13 protein-coding genes are annotated in these 19,646 nt (G+C 45.1%); all 13 read left to right on the forward strand.

Annotated elements, in window-relative coordinates:
• Positions 1 to 380: 380 nt before the first annotated feature.
• The 13 genes from DWY63_RS11060 to DWY63_RS11115 all read left to right on the forward strand — a co-directional run bounded on the left by DWY63_RS11060 (position 381) and on the right by DWY63_RS11115 (position 19,633).
• Positions 381 to 6,362 (forward strand): SpaA isopeptide-forming pilin-related protein, encoded by a 5,982-nt coding sequence (locus DWY63_RS11060; RefSeq protein WP_117802100.1) that lies wholly within the window; start codon positions 381 to 383, stop codon positions 6,360 to 6,362.
• A 102-nt stretch (positions 6,363 to 6,464) separates the two neighbouring features.
• Positions 6,465 to 6,617, forward strand: a complete 153-nt coding sequence (locus DWY63_RS18180; RefSeq protein ID WP_004612794.1) for a hypothetical protein — start codon at positions 6,465 to 6,467, stop codon at positions 6,615 to 6,617.
• Positions 6,618 to 6,656: 39 nt separating this feature from the next.
• A complete protein-coding gene (locus DWY63_RS11065) occupies positions 6,657 to 7,184 on the forward strand; it encodes a PcfB family protein (RefSeq protein WP_004612793.1) in 528 nt (175 codons plus the stop codon).
• Positions 7,181 to 9,076 carry a VirD4-like conjugal transfer protein, CD1115 family gene (locus DWY63_RS11070; RefSeq protein ID WP_117802101.1) on the forward strand — a complete coding sequence of 632 codons (1,896 nt, stop codon included), beginning with the start codon at positions 7,181 to 7,183 and terminating at the stop codon, positions 9,074 to 9,076. The genes DWY63_RS11065 and DWY63_RS11070 overlap by 4 nt, the downstream gene beginning before the upstream one ends.
• A 135-nt stretch (positions 9,077 to 9,211) precedes the next feature.
• Positions 9,212 to 9,427, forward strand: coding sequence for a Maff2 family mobile element protein (locus tag DWY63_RS11075; protein ID WP_005338487.1), 216 nt, complete (start codon positions 9,212 to 9,214; stop codon positions 9,425 to 9,427).
• Positions 9,428 to 9,450: 23 nt separating this feature from the next.
• Entirely contained in the window at positions 9,451 to 10,320 is an 870-nt protein-coding gene (locus DWY63_RS11080; protein WP_004612759.1) for a VirB6/TrbL-like conjugal transfer protein, CD1112 family, read from the forward strand.
• 17 nt (positions 10,321 to 10,337) lie between these two features.
• Positions 10,338 to 10,712, forward strand: a complete 375-nt coding sequence (locus tag DWY63_RS11085) for a PrgI family protein (protein WP_096241069.1) — start codon at positions 10,338 to 10,340, stop codon at positions 10,710 to 10,712.
• Positions 10,690 to 13,509 carry a VirB4-like conjugal transfer ATPase, CD1110 family gene (locus DWY63_RS11090; protein WP_117802102.1) on the forward strand — a complete coding sequence of 940 codons (2,820 nt, stop codon included), beginning with the start codon at positions 10,690 to 10,692 and terminating at the stop codon, positions 13,507 to 13,509. The genes DWY63_RS11085 and DWY63_RS11090 overlap by 23 nt, the downstream gene beginning before the upstream one ends.
• A gap of 93 nt (positions 13,510 to 13,602) precedes the next feature.
• On the forward strand, positions 13,603 to 13,914 hold the full coding sequence (locus tag DWY63_RS11095) for a hypothetical protein (protein ID WP_096241066.1): 312 nt from the start codon (positions 13,603 to 13,605) through the stop codon (positions 13,912 to 13,914).
• 32 nt (positions 13,915 to 13,946) lie between these two features.
• Positions 13,947 to 16,418 carry a C40 family peptidase gene (locus tag DWY63_RS11100; RefSeq protein WP_117802103.1) on the forward strand — a complete coding sequence of 824 codons (2,472 nt, stop codon included), beginning with the start codon at positions 13,947 to 13,949 and terminating at the stop codon, positions 16,416 to 16,418.
• A gap of 17 nt (positions 16,419 to 16,435) precedes the next feature.
• Positions 16,436 to 16,774, forward strand: a complete 339-nt coding sequence (locus tag DWY63_RS11105) for a DUF4315 family protein (RefSeq protein ID WP_117640121.1) — start codon at positions 16,436 to 16,438, stop codon at positions 16,772 to 16,774.
• Positions 16,764 to 17,447: a CD1107 family mobile element protein gene (locus DWY63_RS11110; RefSeq protein WP_117640123.1), complete on the forward strand. Its 684-nt coding sequence runs from the start codon at positions 16,764 to 16,766 to the stop codon at positions 17,445 to 17,447. The genes DWY63_RS11105 and DWY63_RS11110 overlap by 11 nt, the downstream gene beginning before the upstream one ends.
• Positions 17,448 to 17,536: 89 nt before the next feature.
• A complete protein-coding gene (locus DWY63_RS11115) occupies positions 17,537 to 19,633 on the forward strand; it encodes a DNA topoisomerase 3 (RefSeq protein WP_117640127.1) in 2,097 nt (698 codons plus the stop codon).
• Positions 19,634 to 19,646: the final 13 nt, after the last annotated feature.

Here is a 19,646-nt window from a genome sequence, read left to right on the forward strand (position 1 = left end):
AAAAATTTCAAACAGGTTAATTTTTGCCCTTTCACACATGCGGTTAGTGGAGGGGCAAATGTCTATTTTAATTCAAAACAATAAATTCCCCCCTAAAAGTGAACCTTGACAATTTCATATCAGCAGCAAGAGGATACCTGAATTTCCCAGCTACGCATCTGGCGGCGGGCATTCGGTGACAACGTGAAGGGCAATGGATGAGAGGCACCCTTGGCAGGAATGATTACGAATTACCTCTTGCGGCTTAAATAGCTCAATCCTGTTTTTATTTAAAAGTCAATCCAAGACATAAGGGAGGTGGTTCCTATGATTGATTCATGCAGGTGTAAGCCTGAACGAAAGTGGAGTAAATTATCGAAGAAAGAGAGGACTCAGTCAAAATGAAAATGCGATTTAAAAGATTCTTGTCAGGATTTATGGCAGTTGCAACTTTGGCGTCTGTTATCGTTCAACCAGTCACGGTTTCTGCTTCTGAATTAGAACCAGAGCCAACTTCATTTGAACAGCAATATCCGGAACTGCAGGATGTGCAGGATACTCTTGATAAAGATGAAATTGTGGAAGCAAAGGATATTGAGATTCCCTATGGAGAAGAATTTGAGGTGGAAGTCGATCTGTCCGGTATAGAGGGCGTGAATGAAAAAAAGGTGAAAGTTTTATTCCATGAAGCAAAGAGTGAAGCCGGTACAGATTTTGACGCACATACACCGGATACCTACAAAGCTGTCTATGCAGTAGAGCCAGTCAGCGGTCACCCAGCTTACAGAGTAAGCAGAAACATTACGGTAAAAGAGCCAGAAACAGAAGAACAGACAAAGAGTTCTTCTGAAAATACAGCTGGTGAAGGAAATGCCGGTGAAACAGAAGATTCCGGTAATGCGGATGAAGATGCTGATTCGGACGGGTCAAAAGAAATTGTAACTGATCTTACAGATGAGCAGGAAGTGACGACAGATGAAGAATCCGGTCTGGCTGTTTCAGAAGTAATGGATCAGGCAGCGGAGAACGGTATCGACCTTTATTCTATGGAAGAAGGAGAAGCGGTTACTTTCATGGCAACAGACATTGCAACACAGAGTACCAAGAAAGTTACAGTAACAAGAGGAACCTGTTATCAGTATTCGGATTACGGGTATGGAAGTTATCTGACTTACAAATATACGGTTCAGTTTGGTAATGTTTCTGCAACAGCATATTGCGTGGAGCCTTCTAAATCCAGTCCGGGAAGTGGTACTTATGATATTACAAAGCTCAGTGATGGTAAGAAGCTGGCAAAGGTTTGTTACTATGGCACAAAGGCTTCCGGTGATGAAGGATTTTTCACAGAGGAAAATGGATATGGAAACCTAAGTGCAGGTGCCAGATTTATTCTGGTACATCTGGCAGCATCTTATGCTAATGGTGGAGATTCTGCCTTTTCCGGTGCAAGCGGTACAGCAAAGACACTTGCAATGAAACTGTATAATTACTGTATTTCACAGCCGGAGATTCCAGATGTAGATATGAGTTTTTCTGATGCAGATGTGACAGCCTATGTAGATGGCAACAGCCAGAGAACAAAGGAAATCATTTTTAAAGCAGATGAACTGCAGAGTATCACAATGAAACTTCCAAGTGGTGTGAAACTTCACAACGTGACAACCGGAAAGACAAGCAAAGCTGGCGAAGCAGTGGAAATCAGTGGTGGAACCAAGTTTTACTTATCTGCACCTCTTACACAGGTACAGGATGTCGCAGGAAACTGGTCTGCAACGATGAAAGGCAGTGTAACAAAAGATTATTCTGCGTATAAGATCAGTACCGGATCTGGTTCACAGGACCTGGCACTGGTATTTGGTGAAGGTGTTGATGATGAAAAATATGTGGACTTCAAAGTAACATGGGTACAGTACGCAAGTGTTAAGGTGATTAAAAGAGATGCAAAAGCAGACGCAAAGCTGGCAGGTGCCGTGTTTGGTTTATACAGTGATGCAAACTGTACAAATTTGATCACAAAGTTACCGGCAACTGATGCGAATGGGGAAGCGTCCGTACAGATCATTAAGACACAGAATACCGTATATCTGAAAGAGATTACAGCTCCGACAGGATACCGTATCAATGCAACTGCCTACAACGTAAAACTGGAAGTCAGCAAAACAGCAACTGTGACTGTTCCGGATGAAGAACAGATGGGCCAGCTGACTGTTTATAAAGAAGGTCAGGTTCTGACAGGTGCAGATGTCACCGAGAATGGAACAACATTTAAGTATGAAAAACGCAGACAGAAAGGTGCGATTTATGATGTGTATGCCGGGGCAGATATTAAAACTGCTTATGGTGCCAAGGTTTACAGCAAGGGTGATCTGGTCAAAGAGAATCTGACAACAGACTCGAATGGGGCAGTCATTCTGAAAAACCTGCATCTTGGTACATATATCGTCAAAGAAAAACAGGCTCCGACCGGATTTTATAATGCCGGGGAAGAAAAGTCTGTCACTCTTTCTTATGCAGGACAGAATGTAGATGTTGTTTTTTCTGAGACAACCTTTACGAATGACAGACAGAAAGCAGAAGTGATTGTGACAAAGCAGGATAAGGATACAGAAAATCCTCTGGATGGAGGAATTTTTGGACTTTATGCAGCCAGTGACATTAAAAATGCAGATGGAACGGTTGTTGTAAAGAAAGGCACTCTGATTGAGAAAGTGACAACTGGAAATGATGGAATGGCGAAGTTTACCGCAGACCTGCCGCTGGGATTTTCCTATGATGTAAAGGAAGTACAGGCTCCGGAAGGCTATCTGAGAAATGCGGATGATGTCTATACGTTTACTTTTTCTTATACAAACGATAAGGAAGCGAAACTGACATTTAAGCATACCTTCAGAAACGAGCGTGTGATAGCAAAGATTTCCTTACAGAAGCAGGACAAAGAAACAAAGAAGGCTGTTCCACAGGGAGATGCTACTTTAGAAAAGGCAGTCTATGGACTGTATGCCCGTGAGGATATTGTCCATCCGGATGGAGCAACTGGTGTGATCTACAAAGCAGGCGAGCAGGTTGCCACTCTCACAACAGATAAGAATGGACAGGCTTCCGTAGATGGATTATACCTTGGTAATTACTATGTAAAAGAGATTACTCCGCCAACGGGTTACCTGGCAGATAAAGAAGAACATGATCTGGTCTGCAACTACGAGGGTGATCTTGTAGCGGAAGTGAAGCGTGACTGTCTGTCTCTGGAACAGGTGATGAAGCAGCCATTTGAGATTATCAAGGCAGCGAACAACGGAAAGACAGATGCCGATTTACTGAAAGGTGCAGGATTTACCGCTTATCTGGTATCATCCCTGACAGTAAAAGAAGATGGCAGCTATGACTTTGATTCTGTCAAGCCGGTAGTGATAGGGGAAAATGGTGCAACAGAGATCTTTACGGATGAGAAAGGGTATGCCCGCAGTATTGCACTTCCTTATGGAACTTACATCGTCCGTGAAACAACCACGCCACATAATTACACTCCGGTCAATGATTTCATCGTGCAGATTACGGAAAATCATCCGACTACACCGCAGGTATGGAGAGTGCTGCTTGACAAAGAGTTTGAAGCAAAGCTGAAGATCATCAAACAGGACGATGAGACAAAGAAAGCAGTGCTTCAGAAGAATACAGAGTTTAAGATTTTTAACCTGGATACAGAAAAGTATGTGGAACAGGTAACAACCTATCCGACGACGGTAAAACACAAATCTTATTTTACAGATGAGCAGGGATACTTAATCCTTCCACAGAATCTGAAAATTGGACATTACCGTATTGAGGAAGTGAACGCACCTTATGGATATACGCTCAATGAGAATTACTATGAGGTGAATGTAGATTCCAATACAGCATATCAGATGGACGGAACTTCCGGCGATGTGATCATCGAGATTGCATACGAGAATCATCCGGTTAAGGGAGAACTGAACATCGTAAAACAGGGTAAGGTCTTAAATGGTTATAAAGATGACTTTACTTATCAGAAAGAAACTCTGGAGGGAGCAGTCTTTGAGATGTATGCTGCAGAAGATATTTATACAGCAGACTTCCAGAAAGATGATAACGGAAACCGTATCCTGGAGTATGCTTCCGGGGAACTGGTAGGAACTGTTACCACGGATAAGGATGGAAAGGCACAGATCACCGACCTTCCACTTGGAACCTATAAGATTGTTGAAAAGACAGCACCAGAGGGCTTTGTGTTAAACGAAGAAGCACAGACAGTAACATTTGAATACAAAGACCAGAAAACACCAGTCATCGAGCAGACAGCAACTTTTGAGAATGACCGTCAGAAAGTGGAAGTGTCCGTAGTAAAACAGGATGCAGAGACAGAAACGGTTGTGGCAGGTGCAGAGTTTGGCATCTATGCAAAAGAAGATATTCTGACACATGAAGAAGTGATTGTGAAGGCAGATACCTTACTTGGAAAAGCAGTCAGTGGGGAAGATGGAAGGGCAGTATTTGACGTTGACCTTCCATTTGGTACTTACTATATCAAAGAACTTGCAGCTCCGGCAGGGTATGTCTCTTCTTTTGAGACTTTGGAAGTGACTGCCAAATATCAGGGACAGGATGTGAAAGTGGTAGAGCTGGAATCTGTATTTAAGAACCAGCCGACAAAAGTAACCTTTACGAAGTCCGATATTACGACAGGCGTGGAACTTTCAGGGGCAACGCTTACGGTGCTTGATAAGGATGGAAATGTGGTAGATACATGGAAGTCTGTAAAGGGTGAGGAACATCTGATTGAAAGACTCACAGCCGGGGAGACGTATACCCTTCGTGAAGAAATGGCTCCTTATGGCTATCTGATGGCGGAAGAAGTTTCTTTTACTGTGGACGATACTGCCGAGATCCAGAAGGTAGAGATGAAAGATGCAGTGCCAACCGGAACACTTATCATCAATAAAAAAGGTGAGTTCCTGGAGAAAGTATCTGCACTGGATTCCATTGGCGGATGGATGAAGCATCTGTTTGAATATCTTTCCGGTTCCCTGAAAGAGGTTACTTTTGAGGTTTATGCCTTAGAAGATATAAAAGCAGCGGATGGCGAGAGTGAAGATTACTACAAGAAAGATGCACTGGTAGCAACGATCACGACGGATGAAACAGGCGTGGCAAAACTGACAGACCTTCCTCTTGGCAAATACTATGTCAAAGAGAAAGAGACAGCAAGTGGATATGTCTTGGATGGAGAAACTCGTGAAGTAGATTTGACTTACCGTGACCAGAATACCGCAGTTGTTACTTATTCCGCTGACTGGCAGAACAAACGTCAGAAGGCAGAAGTGAACGTGCTAAAGAAAGAAAAAGATTCCGACCGTGTACTGGAAGGGGCTGTATTTGCCCTGTGCAATAAAGAAGATATTGTCAATGCAAAAGGCGATGTGATCCTGAAAGCAAATACGGTTATTGAGGAGCAGGCTACGGATAAGGAAGGAAAACTGACCTTTACGGCAGATCTGCCACTTGGCTATACCTACTATGTGAAAGAAACTTCCCCGGCACCGGGATTTGCGACAACAGACCAGGTACAGGAATTTACTTTTGAATATGGTGGGGCAGATAAGGAAACACTGTCTTATGCGTTCACTTTTGAAGATGAGCCGACAACCGTAGAGTTTACCAAAACATCCCTGACAGACGGAAAGGAGATTGAGGGAGCAAAACTAAAAGTCACAGATGAGAGTGGAAACACTGTGGATGAATGGACTTCCGGTAAAGAAGCACATATCATCAAAGAACTGACCGCTGGCAAGAAGTACACCATGACAGAAACACTTCCTGCGGACGGTTATGTGACAGCAGAGAGCATCACTTTTACGGTGGAAGATACCAGTGAAGTACAGAAAGTGGAAATGAAGGATGATGTGACAAAAGTGCAGATTTCCAAGACCGATATTTCTGGTAAGGAGCTGCCAGGAGCGAAACTGACGATCCTTGACAAAGATGGAAAGACCGTAGAAAGCTGGACATCTGAAGAAAAACCACACTATATTGAGATGCTTCCAATCGGGGAATATACCCTTCGTGAAGAAACTGCACCGGACGGTTATCTGGTTGCAGAGGATGTAAAGTTTACGGTCAAAGATACTGGAGAAATCCAGAAGGTTGTGATGAAGGATGAGGCGAAACCGGAGGAAACTCCAACAGAGACACCGACGGAAACACCAGAAACCACACCAACGCCGGAGACGAAAACCACAGAAGAAACAAAGAAATCGACTTCACCAAAGACAGGAGATAATACTCCGATTCTGTTCTGGATTCTGCTTGCAGGGGCTGGAATGGCTGGTCTTGGTGGCACAGTGATTCTTCGCAAAAAGAAAAAATAAGAGATCATAGGATTTTTCAGTAATGGATGAGGGCATTTATGGACACAGGATTCATAGATGCCCTTTTGAAAAATTTCAAGAGATGTGAAGGGAGAAAAGAAGATGACAAAAACAGTATTGATCGTTGCTGCGGCTGCAGTATTTCTGGTATATGGATTTGTCCTTTGGTGCTGTATCAAAGTGGGGGCGGAATCAGAAAAAGAATATATGAAACTGGCAGAAAAGAGAGGAAAGGAGCAGCAATGTGATAAATGAGGATAAGACAGCAGTGAGAGAAGAAAGGGCGTGGTGTGATTGCAGGATGAAGTGAATGAGAAAACAGTCTCACTTTGTATCCGCTGTGGCAAGGTCACTGCCAACTTGCTGAAAGCTGCCATGGTAAAGGCTCTTGCAAAGATGGAGCAGGAGAAAAAACAGCAGGGACAGAAAACAAACCAGAAGCAGCCCCAGAAGGAAAAGGAGGATAAGACCTACAAGGGAAAACAGAGCCTTGATAAGCTGATGAAGCAGAATGTACAGCTGTCCAACATTGAGATCACAGATGGAAACATCAAGTCTTTTGAACGGGTAGCAAAGAAGTACAGCATTGATTTCAGCCTGAAAAAAGATGTGACTGCGGACCCGCCAAGATACTATGTGTTCTTTAAGGCAAGGGATGCTGATGTGATGACTGCCGCTTTTAAGGAATACACGGGCAAGTCTCTGAATAAGGACAAAAAACCATCTGTGAGGAAGAAGTTACAGCAGGCAATCACCAAATCGCTTGCAAAGCACAGGGAACTGGAGAAAACAAAAGGAAAGGAGAAGGAGCCGTCATTATGAGCAGATTACAGAAGTTGCTTGGTGTAGGAAAAGGATACCTGGAGAGATTACCGCCGGTGGATGTACATAAGCTGCTTCGGATTGTTCTGATGAATCTTCCATATATCGTGATCTTTTATGTGGGAAATAAGCTGGCATGGTTATATCAATACTGTGTAGGTGATTCCATGATAGAAAGACTGATGGTACTGATCTTAAATTTCCAGATGGCATTTAGCAGGATTCTCCCAAGTATGCATAAAAATGAATTGCTGGTTGGGATTACTGGAGCCGTGGCAGTGAAGCTCATGGTCTACATGAAAGGAAAAAATGCCAAAAAGTTCCGGCAGGGAGTGGAGTATGGTTCGGCAAGATGGGGGACGGCAAAAGACATTGCACCCTTTATCGACCCGGTATTTGAAAACAATATCCTGCTGACCATGACGGAACGGCTGACCATGAATGGCAGACCAAAGAATCCGAAATTTGCGAGGAACAAGAACGTGATCGTGATTGGCGGATCTGGCTCAGGAAAGACACGTTTTTATGTAAAACCCAACTTGATGCAGATGGGAAAATACATCAGTTATGTGGTCACGGACCCGAAAGGGACGATCATCATTGAGTGCGGAAAGATGCTGGTACGGCATGGATATAAAGTGAAAGTATTGAATACGATCAATTTTTCCAAGAGTATGCATTATAACCCCTTCCACTATATCCATTCGGAAAAGGATATTTTGAAACTGGTAAATACGATCATGGTGAACACGAAAGGGGAAGGCGAGAAGTCCAGTGAGGATTTCTGGACGAAAGCAGAGAGGCTTCTGTACTGTGCCCTGATCGGCTATATCTGGTATGAAGCACCGGAAGAAGAACAGAACTTTGCGACCCTGCTTGAGTTTATCAACGCTTCGGAAACAAGGGAAGATGATGAGACATTTAAAAATGCAGTAGATATGCTGTTTGAGGAACTGGAAAAGGAAGAACCGGAGCATTTTGCAGTGCGTCAGTATAAGAAATATAAACTGGCGGCAGGAAAAACAGCAAAGAGTATTTTGATTTCCTGTGGTGCAAGGCTTGCACCGTTTGACATTGCAGAGCTTCGTGAGATCATGAGCTATGATGAGATGGAATTGGATATGGTAGGTGACCAGAGGACAGCACTGTTTATTATCATTTCTGATACGGATGATACCTTTAACTTTGTTGTGGCGATGATGTACAGCCAGTTATTCAACCTGTTATGTGACAGAGCGGACGATGTACATCATGGAAGATTGCCATATCATGTCAGAATCCTCTGTGACGAGTTCGCAAATATCGGTCAGATTCCAAAGTTTGACAAGCTGATCGCCACCATCCGTAGCAGGGAAATCTCTGCATCCATTATCCTCCAGTCGCAGTCCCAGTTAAAGACGATCTACAAAGATGCAGCTGAGACAATCTTAGGTAACTGCGACACGATGTTATTCCTTGGCGGTAAGGAAAGTTCGACCTTAAAGGAGATTTCCGAGACGCTGGGAAAAGAAACGATTGATTTATATAACACTTCGGACACCCGTGGACAGAGCCGTTCTTACGGGATGAACTATCAAAAAACAGGAAAGGAATTGATGAGCCGGGACGAACTTGCGGTCATGGATGGCAGCAAATGTATCTTGCAGCTTCGAGGTGTAAGACCATTTTTCAGTGACAAGTTCGATATTACCAAACACAAACGGTATAAGGAGCTGTCAGACTACGATAAGAAAAATGAGTTTGATGTGGAAGCGTATATGCGGCATCGGATGGAAGTGAAACTGACGAGGACACAGGAATTTGACCTGTATGAGTTTTCGGAAGAGAGTCTGGCAAAAGAATTAAATACAGAAAACAAGGAAGCAGAGCATGTGAAAGATTCGGACACATAGCTCTTTTTTCTTTGCCCTTTTGGGAGGTGATGGATTTGAGAGATCATGAAAGGCCGCCCGTAAGGGCAGAGCCGGAAAAGACTTCTTAAAGATAGAAACCAAAGAAATACAGAGATTTGAAAGGAGACAACGAATATGGCGTTTTTTAATCAGGCAATCAATATTTTACAGACACTAGTGGTGGCAATCGGAGCAGGACTTGCAGTATGGGGTGTTATTAACCTGTTAGAAGGATATGGAAACGACAACCCAGGTGCAAAGTCCCAGGGGATCAAGCAGCTGATGGCAGGAGGCGGTGTCGTTCTGATTGGCACCCAGCTGGTACCGTTACTGTCCGGATTGTTCAGCTGAGAGAAGCAGGAGGGAGATGACTCATGGATCGGATATTTGAAGCGATTGAAGAATGGATGAGGAATCTTCTGACAGGCATGGTAAGTTCCAACCTGACAACAATGTATACCGATGTCAATGAAAAGACCGGTCAGATTGCTGCTCAGGTTGGGCAGACACCGCAGGGCTGGAATGGCAGCATTTACAGCATGATACAGAATCTTTCCGAGTCGGTCATTGTACCGATTGCCGGTATGATTATCACATTTGTACTTTGTTATGAGCTGATCTCCATGTTGACGGAAAAGAACAACATGCACGACATCGACACCTGGATGTTCTTTAAATACTTTTTCAAGATGTGGGTGGCAGTCTGGATCGTCAGCCATACCTTTACGATCACGATGGCGGTATTTGATGTCGGGCAGTCCGTAGTCAGCCGGGCAGCTGGAGTTATCAGTTCTGATACAGCGATCAATATAGATACGATGATCTCTACAATGGAAACGGCGATGGAATCTATGGAGATTGGTGAACTTGTCATACTGGCACTGGAAACGATGCTTGTAAGCCTGTGTATGAAGATTATCTCAGTCTTTATTACAGTGATTTTGTATGGACGTATGATTGAGATTTATCTCTATTCGTCCGTTGGAGCGATCCCGTTCGCAACCATGTCCAACCGGGAATGGGGGCAGATCGGGAACAACTATCTTCGTGGATTGTTTGCACTGGCATTCCAGGGATTTTTTATGATGGTCTGCGTGGGAATCTATGCGGTCCTGGTCGCAAACATCCAAATGTCAGATAACATACATTCTGCATTGTTCGGCGTGATGGCATACACGGTGATCCTGTGTTTCAGTCTGATGAAAACAGGAAACTTCGCCCGCAGTATCTTTAACGCCCATTAAGAAAGGAGGAATTGGCAATGGCATTTGTATCTGTGCCTAAAGACTTAACCAAGGTCAAGAATAAGATCATTTTCAATCTGACGAAACGGCAGCTGATCTGCTTTGGGATTGCGGCGGCGGTAGGGCTTCCGTTTTATTTCTTAAGCAGGGGAATTATTGGTTCCAGTAACGCAGCGACCGGGATGTGCCTTCTGATGCTTCCGGCATTTTTGTTTGCCATGTATGAGAAGGATGGGCTTCCGTTAGAAAAGGTCTTAAAAAATATGATCACCGTAAAATTTATCCGTCCTCCGGTACGCAAGTACCAGATGGAAAATATGTACGAGAAAAAATATACCGTGGTCAGAAAGAAGAAAGGGGGAACGAAGAGTGTTAAAAAGAAAAAACGATAGACAGCCGCCACAGAGTTTAGACGAATTATATCCGGATGATTACTGGCTGGATGAGGAGGATGGAGAAGAAGAACTTCCAGACCCCGCAATGAAAAGAAGACCAGTAAGCGGCAGACTGCATGATGAGCCGATGGTGACAGGGTATGAAGCACTGGAACGGCAAAGAGGTGTCCGCAGACCGAACCGGAAACTGACACGCAGGGAAAAGAAAGCCCTCAAAAGGGCACAGAAATATGAAGAAAAACTGCATAAGGAACATGAAAAAGCGGATAAGAAAAATGCAAAAAGGGAAGCAAAGCTGGCAGCCAGAGCAGAAAAGCAGGCAGTGCGTGACGCAAAGAAAAACGCAAAAAAGAAAAAGAGCAGACCTGTCGCAGCACCGTCGGGGCAGCGTCCGGCAGGAAAAGTGGTTTCCGGAACGAAAGGCAGTGGGACAGGAAAGAAAACACCGGATAGTGCCAGAGATAAGAGGATCACTGCACAGCAGTCGATTCCATACCATGAGATGGGAAGGGACGGTATCTGCCGGGTGCAGGACAAGTTTTATTCCAAGACGATCCGTTTTTATGACATCAACTATCAGCTGGCACAGAATGAAGATAAGAACGCCATCTTTGAAAACTGGTGTGATTTCCTGAATTACTTTGACAGCACGATTCATTTTCAGCTGTCTTTTATCAACCAGCACAGCAACATGGCAGAGTATGAGAAGGTCATCCATATCAATCCGCAGGAGGATGCATTTGATGACCTGCGTATGGAGTTTGCCCAGATGCTCAATAACCAGCTGGCAAAAGGAAATAACGGGCTGATGCGTACCAAATATATCACATTTGGGATTGAAGCGGAGAATATCCGGGAAGCACGGCCAAAACTGGAACGTATCGAGTCGGATATTCTGAATAACTTTAAGATCCTTGGGGTATCTGCCTATCCGCTGAACGGAGAGGAACGGTTACAGATCATGTATGAAACCTTTAACCAGGACAGCAAAGTTCCGTTCCATTTCTCTTATGACGATGTACTTCGGACAGGGCTTAGTACCAAGGATTATGTCGCACCGACCAGTTTTGTATTTAAGAATGGAAAAGATTTTGAGATGGGCGGCACGATGGGAGCTGTTTCCTATTTACAGATCCTTGCACCGGAACTTACCGACAAGATGCTGGCAGAGTTTCTGGAGATGGACAGTAACCTGATGGTAAATTTCCATATCCAGTCCATCGACCAGATGAAGGCGATCAAACTGGTGAAAAGCAAGGTGACGGATATTAACCGTATGAAGATCGAGGAACAGAAAAAAGCGGTCCGGGCAGGTTATGACATGGACATTATCCCTTCGGACTTAAATACATACGGTGGGGAAGCAAAAAGGCTTCTGGAAGATCTGCAGTCCAGAAATGAGCGAATGTTCCTTGTGACAGCGTTGTTTTTAAATACCGCACCGACCAAACAGGAATTGGAAAATGTGGTGTTCCAGACTGCCGGCATCGCACAGAAATATAATTGTGCATTGAAACGGCTGGATTACCAGCAGGAGCCGGGACTGATGAGCTGCCTGCCGCTTGCGATGAATTTTGTGCCGATCAAACGGGCACTGACAACGACATCCACAGCAATTTTTGTTCCGTTTACCACACAGGAATTATTTATGGCTGGGGAATCTATTTATTATGGATTAAATGCCCTGTCCAATAACCTTATCATGGCAGACAGGAAGAAGCTGAAAAACCCGAACGGACTGATTCTTGGTACACCGGGTTCCGGTAAGTCGTTTGCGGCAAAACGAGAGATTGCAAACGCATTTATCGTGACGAAAGATGACATTATCGTCTGTGATCCGGAAGGTGAATATTATCCGTTAGTCCGGGCATTTCATGGACAGGTGATCCGTATTTCCCCGACCAGCCACGATTATATCAATCCGATGGATATTAACCTGGATTACGCTGACGATGATGACCCACTTTCCTTAAAATCGGACTTCATCCTGTCTCTTTGTGAGCTGGTAGTAGGCGGAAAGAACGGACTGGAGCCGGTTGAAAAGACCGTCATTGACCGATGCGTAAGGCTGGTCTATCAGGATTTCCTTTCTGACCCGGTACCGGAAAAAATGCCGATCTTAGAGGATCTATATAATCTTCTCCGTAATCAGAAAGAGCAGGAAGCACAGCGTCTGGCAACGGCACTTGAGATTTACGTCAATGGTTCCTTAAAAGTGTTTAACCATAGAACCAACGTGGAACTGAGTAACCGTATCGTATGTTTTGACATTAAGGATCTGGGAAAACAGCTGAAAAAACTGGGGATGCTGATCGTACAGGACCAGGTGTGGAACAGGGTAACGATCAACCGTTCTGCGAATAAGAGTACCAGATATTACATTGATGAGTTCCATCTGCTCTTAAAAGAGGAGCAGACAGCAGCATACAGCGTGGAGATCTGGAAGCGATTCCGTAAATGGGGTGGTATCCCGACGGGTATCACACAGAACGTAAAAGACCTGTTAGCCAGCCGGGAGATTGAGAACATCTTTGAAAACTCTGACTTTATACTGATGCTCAATCAGGCATCCGGTGACAGACAGATCCTTGCAAAGCAGCTCAACATTTCCCCACACCAGCTTTCTTATGTAACGAACAGCGGGGAAGGTGAGGGACTGGTCTTTTATGGCAGTACCATTATCCCGTTCAAGGATAAGTTTGATAATTCCCTGATGTTGTATGCCCTGATGACTTCCAAGCCGGACGAGGTGGAGAAACGGAAGAAACTTGGTATTGGAGAACGGAACGATTAAAGAAATAAACGAAACAAAATAAAACAGAGTAGAGGATGAGCCGGGAGATACTTCCGGCAATTTTTCTGCCCGGAAATCATGGAGGATTACAAGATGGAAGATTACAGAAACATGGAGAGATGCAGCGGTGAGCCTTGCTGCGTATTTGCAGAAAGAATCTGTGCAGACAATGAAAAGGAGATTTTGAAAATGGAAAAGGACAGAAAGGAAAAAGTAATGGCTGATGAGATGGTGGATGACCTTATCTATCTGGCAGAACTGATTGACTTTACGGGAATTGTATCTTGTCTGGCTGTAAGGGGGACTTTAAGTGAGCGAATGACAGACAAGCTGACGGATTCCATTGCAGGGATGGCAGATGAAGTGTTGGAAAAATGGGAGGACTATCAGGATAAGACAGAATAACCGGTACAAAACAGTAAAGGGGATGGTCAAAGTTGCAGGAGCATGAGTATAAGGCGAGAGATAAAACCGTCCAGAAAATGAGCCGGGATGGTCTGCGGGAAGAAAACCTCCGGAACAAGGAAGAAAAAAGGATCACCGGACGGGATACGGATACCGAGATTTCCCGCAGTGAGAAGAAAGAGGAACTGGATTTTAGTAAACGCAGACATGAACGGCTGAAAGAAGAACGGGAGATGGAACAGCCGGAGCAGAGTTCCAGAAAACCCAGATATAGTAGGGAACATGCAGATATATTGGATGATGAACAAGATATAGCAACTGATGCGGATGTAGAAGAGGGGCTTACAGACGATAGCAGCGAGAACCCCAAATCTGCCTTTCGCACAGAGAGTATCCGTGGACAGCCAAGAGGGGAACGGGCATATCTGGAGACAGTTGCAGACAGCCGGGATCTTCAGAAGAAAAAGATGGTCAGGGATTATGCTGCAAAGGAAAGAAGGAAGGAAAAGGAGACTTCCAGAGAAGAAAAAGCAGCCAAAAGAGAATCTGCCCGTTACCGGGAAACTTCCGAAGTGATGGAAGATTCCCTGGATAAGTTCCACGAGGAGATCAAAGGCAAGTCCAAAAGGGAACGGGTGCTGAAGGAACAGCGGAAAAAAGTTTCCCGTCTGTCTTTTGGTGATGAGGGTGACGGCATGGTACATGGTGCCGGGATCGGTATCCGGAATCCGGCATCGGCAGTCAAAGATGCGGCAGTCACAGCAGCACACTGGAAAACGCACGAAGAAGAGGATGAAAATGCGGCAGTGGAAGGGGCACACCGGGCAGAACTTGCCGGGGAAAGCCTTGCAAGGAAATCCATCTACATGCGGGAACAGCTGAAAGGGCGGAGGGAAGAATCTCGGAGATTAAAAGAAAGCGTCCTGGATGAAGCAGAAAGGAGCAGGCTGGTATTTGAGACTGCCTATGGAAATGAAGCGAAGGACGCAGTGAAAAGAGAAGCAGAGAAGAAAAAGAAATCTGCCCTGCAGAAACTCTTTCAGAAGAAGCGTTACCAGAAGCAGTATCAGGCAGCCAGACAGAGTAAAAAAGTAAAGGATGCAGCGATCACTTCCGCACAGAAGTTTACGGAAAAAGCGAAAGATGCGGTCAAGATGGTGATGGCACAGAACCGGGGAATTTTTGCCACGGTAGCAGTCTTTGCCCTGATCTTTGTGCTGATCGCAGCCAGTTTTACCAGCTGTACGGCATCCTTGCAGGGAGCTTCCTCAGCGATCATCTCTACCAGCTATTCCAGTACGGATGAAGATATTTATGCCGCTGAAAATGCGTACCGTGCCTTGGAAGAAGCACTGAATACACAGATCAACCAGATGGAATCCACCCATCCGGATTACGATGAATACCGGTATCAGATTGATGAGATCGGTCATAACCCATATCAGCTGATCTCTTATCTTACGGTAAAATATGGCGGCTTCACTTACGAGGAAGTGGCAGAGGAGATTAAGGAAATCTTCCGACAGCAGTATGGGATCACCACAGACTCTACCAGAGAGACGGTTACGGAAACCAAGACGGTCCGGGTAGGGGAATCCTTGGGACAGGTTGTGACGAGTGGATACTGTAACTGCCCGATCTGCTGTGGGCAGTGGAGTGGCGGACCGACAGCCAGTGGGGCGATGCCGACAGCAAACCATACGATTGCCGTGGATGCAGCGAACCCATTTGTGCCGATCGGAACACATGTAGTCATGAACGGTGTGGAATATGTAGTAGAAGATACTGGAGCGTTTGCAAGATATGGGGTACAGTTCGATGTTTACTATGACAATCATGCGGCGGCATCCGCACATGGACACCAGACATGGGAAGCCTACATAGCAGACAGTAATGGAAGCCAGGAAGTGCAGGTCACGACCACAAAAGAAGTGAACCGCCTGGATGTAACGATGACAAACCACAGCCTGGATGCCGTGTTAAGGAGCCGTATGACAGAGGAAGAACAGGAACGCTACGATGCGTATAACAAATATTATGGCAACCGTGATTATCTGTTTGATCTAAACAGCATACCCACCGGAAGCAGTGGATTTGGTTACGACATACCGGCAGATGCTTTATCTGATCCACAGTTTGCAAAAATGATACAGGAAGCAGAAAAATATCTGGGTGTTCCATATGTATGGGGCGGTTATTCCCCAAGTGGTTTTGACTGTTCCGGCTTTGTAAGCTGGGTTATCAATAACTGTGGAAATGGATGGAATGTCGGAAGATGTACTGCCGATGAGCTGCGGTCACACTGTTCGCAGGTATCGCCATCGGAGGCAAAACCGGGAGATCTGATCTTCTTCCAGGGAACCTATGACACAGCGGGAGCAAGCCATGTGGGAATCTATGTCGGCAATAACATGATGATCCACTGTGGCAAGCCTGTCCAGTATACGAGCATCGCAAGTGCCTACTGGCAGGAACATTTTATGGCGTTTGGTCGTCTGCATTAGAGGAGGTGACAGGGCAGATGAACATGAAATTAAAAAAACTTCTGGATGATATTCAGAAAACGGAGGATAAGATTGCTGAATTACAGGAACACCTGAAGCGGCAGAATACATTGAGACAGCAGATGGAAGATATAGAGATCGTTAAGTCGTTCCGTTCCATGAAGCTGGACAGCCGCAGCCTGCTTGTCTTGCTTGACGGGATTCAGAAAGGAACCGTTACGATCCAGATGGATGAGGATGGCGGTATTACGGTGGAGGATGCAAAAGCTCCGCAGAAAAAGGAAAACAACGCAGAAGTTCATAGACCATCTGTTGGTCAGATGACAGAAAGAGAGGTTTTAGACGATGAGGAATAAAGTGGTAAAGAAACTGCTTATGATTGCCATGGCAGTCACCATGATCTCCGGGACATCCATTGCTACGGTTTACGCAAATGCAAACCCACCGGCGGAGGAGACAACGACACAGGTAGTAGAAGAAACAACAACAGAATCAACAGAAGATACGGAGAAGAAAGAGGATATCGGAAGGGTCACCGGGGAAGGGGATAATTCTGCTTTTTCTACTCCGGGAAATGCCCAGCTGGTGGATGATAAGGAAAATGATGATACGAAACAGTTCCTTACCATCCAGACCAAGAAGGGAAACACGTTTTACATGGTCATTGACCGTTCCAGCAATACAGAAAACGTGTACATGATGTCCCTGGTCGATGAGAATGACCTGGCAGAATTTCTGGATGAGACAGAAAAGAGCAAAGAAACCGAAGAATCAACCGTAGTGATTCCGGAAACCACACCGGAAACTACCCCGGCAGTAGAGGAGGAAACCGAAGTGAAGAAAGAAGAACAGACAGGAATGAATGTAAAAGGTCTTGGAGCAATCGTACTTGCAGTGATTCTTGGAGTGGCAGGGATTGCCGTTTATAAAAAGCATGGACGTGGCAAAGAGGAGGACTATGTAAGCGAACAGCTGGAGTTTTCTGATGGACCGTATGTAAATGAAGAAGAGGATGAGGAAAAAGAATAAACTTCCATCTCCAAAGAAGCAACCAAAATAAGGACAGGGGCGGCCAGAGCAGTTTGGCTGCCCTTTTTTCAGAAAGGACAAAAAAGCGTATGTCAAAATTTTTAGTGATCGCAGAGAAACCAAGTGTGGCACAGAGTTATGCCAAAAACCTGTCAGCTTATAAGAAAGGGGACGGATATTTAGAGGGAGAGAGCTGTATTGTCAGCTGGTGCCTTGGGCATCTGGCAGAGTATGCACAGCCGGAAGAATACGATTCCAAATATGAGAAATGGCAGTTTGATGACCTTCCGATTCTTCCGCAGGTCTGGAAGTTGAAAGTTTCCAGAGATAAGAAGAAACAGTTTGATGTGTTAAAAAGCCTGATGAACCGGGCAGATGTGGACTATCTGGTAAATGGCTGTGATGCAGGAAGGGAAGGGGAACTGATCTTCCAGAGAGTGTATGACCTTGCCGGATGCAGGAAACCGGTGAAGCGTTTATGGATCAGTTCCATGGAAGATACGGCAATCCGGACTGGTTTTCATACAATGAAAGGAGCAGAGGAATACCGGAATATCTGCATGGCTGCGGTATGCAGGGCACAGGCAGACTGGCTGATCGGAATGAACGGAACCAGGGCATATACGACCTGTTATTTTAAACGTCTGGTTGTGGGCAGGGTGCAGACGCCAACGCTTGCCATGCTTGCAGAACGTCAGGATAAGATTGAGCATTTTCAGAAAGAAGCCTTTTATAAAGTAGCACTGACAGACGGAAGGCTTACGGTGGTTTCTGAAAATATTGCAAATGAGGAAGCCGCCGATCTCCTTGCTTCCTTATGTATGGGTTCGGAAGCTGTGATTACACAGGTAAAGAAGGAACAAAAGAAAGCATTTCCTCCCAAACTTTATGATCTGACCAGCCTGCAAAGGGAAGCAAACCGTTACTTTGGCTATACGGCAAAGAAAACACTGGATATGCTGCAGGAATTATATGAAGAAAAGCTGGTCACTTATCCAAGAACGGACAGCCAGTTCGTGACGGAGGATATGAGGGATACCGTAGAGGAACTGGTAGGGAAAATGCCAGTCTTACTTCCGTTCCTGGATTATGGACAGCTGGGACATAATATCACCAGAGTGATCAACAATGCAAAAGTATCCGACCATCATGCGATTCTTCCAACCAAAGAAGCCGTAGAAAAAGGAATCTCTGATCTGCCAGCGGACAAAAAGAACCTGATGATGCTGGTCTGCCAGCAGCTGGTGCAGGCAACCGGGGAAGAGTATCAGTATGAGCAGACTGATATTACGGTCAAATGTCAGGAACATGATTTTACCGCCAGAGGAAAAGTGCCGGTGCAGATGGGATTTAAAGAGGCGGGAAATGCTTTTAAGAACCAGTGCGTGAAAGCCAAGCCGGAAGAAGAAACGGAAAAAGAAACTTCCATTCCATATGGCTATGAAGAAGGAATGACGATTTCTCCGGTAAAGGCAGAAAAGACAGTGCATTTTACTTCCCCGCCAAAACCATTCAATGAAGATACCCTCCTTGCTGCTATGGAAACCGCAGGGAATAAAGACTTTGATTCGGAGACAGAGAAGAAAGGATTGGGGACTCCGGCAACCAGGGCTGGCATCATTGAAAAACTGGTTTCTTCCGGCTATGCAGTCAGAAAAGGAAAGCAGATCTTGCCAAGCACAGAGGGCAGGGAACTGGTGAATGTCATGCCGGCTTATCTGAAATCTGCCGCAATGACTGCCGAATGGGAGAATCAGCTTTTAATGATGGAAAAAGGGCAGATCACAGATACACAGTTTATGGGAGAGATCACTTCCTTAGTCGGTAAGATTCTTTCTGTGTGCAGGGAGATACCGGAAGTGGAAAGGAGAAGGTTCCAGAAAGCAAGGGAAGTGATCGGTAAGTGTCCGGTCTGCGGTTCGGATGTCTACGAAGGAAAACAGAATTTTTACTGTTCCAACCGGCAGTGTGATTTTGCCCTCTGGAAAGAAAACCGTTTCTTAGGAAGCATGGAGAAAACACTGGATAAAAAGATGGCAGTGGAGCTTCTTGATAAAGCCTGTACTCATGTAAAAGGGCTGTATTCCAGAAAAAAAGATATAAAGTTTGACGCAGATCTTTTACTGACACTGGAGGACGGAAAGCCAAGGTTCCATCTGGAATTTCCAAAGAAGAAAAAGAAATAAGACAAGGAGGTAG

This window comes from Blautia sp. AF26-2 (genome assembly GCF_003460955.1).
GTDB lineage: Bacteria > Bacillota > Clostridia > Lachnospirales > Lachnospiraceae > Fusicatenibacter > Fusicatenibacter saccharivorans.

Coding starts and splice junctions, on each gene's coding strand:
- DWY63_RS11095 (WP_096241066.1), top strand. CDS start 13,603: ATGGAAGATTACAGAAACATGGAGAGATGCAGCGGTGAGCCTTGCTGC.
- DWY63_RS11080 (WP_004612759.1), top strand. CDS start 9,451: ATGGATCGGATATTTGAAGCGATTGAAGAATGGATGAGGAATCTTCTG.
- DWY63_RS11085 (WP_096241069.1), top strand. CDS start 10,338: ATGGCATTTGTATCTGTGCCTAAAGACTTAACCAAGGTCAAGAATAAG.
- DWY63_RS18180 (WP_004612794.1), top strand. CDS start 6,465: ATGACAAAAACAGTATTGATCGTTGCTGCGGCTGCAGTATTTCTGGTA.
- DWY63_RS11105 (WP_117640121.1), top strand. CDS start 16,436: ATGAACATGAAATTAAAAAAACTTCTGGATGATATTCAGAAAACGGAG.
- DWY63_RS11060 (WP_117802100.1), top strand. CDS start 381: ATGAAAATGCGATTTAAAAGATTCTTGTCAGGATTTATGGCAGTTGCA.
- DWY63_RS11115 (WP_117640127.1), top strand. CDS start 17,537: ATGTCAAAATTTTTAGTGATCGCAGAGAAACCAAGTGTGGCACAGAGT.
- DWY63_RS11110 (WP_117640123.1), top strand. CDS start 16,764: ATGAGGAATAAAGTGGTAAAGAAACTGCTTATGATTGCCATGGCAGTC.
- DWY63_RS11075 (WP_005338487.1), top strand. CDS start 9,212: ATGGCGTTTTTTAATCAGGCAATCAATATTTTACAGACACTAGTGGTG.
- DWY63_RS11070 (WP_117802101.1), top strand. CDS start 7,181: ATGAGCAGATTACAGAAGTTGCTTGGTGTAGGAAAAGGATACCTGGAG.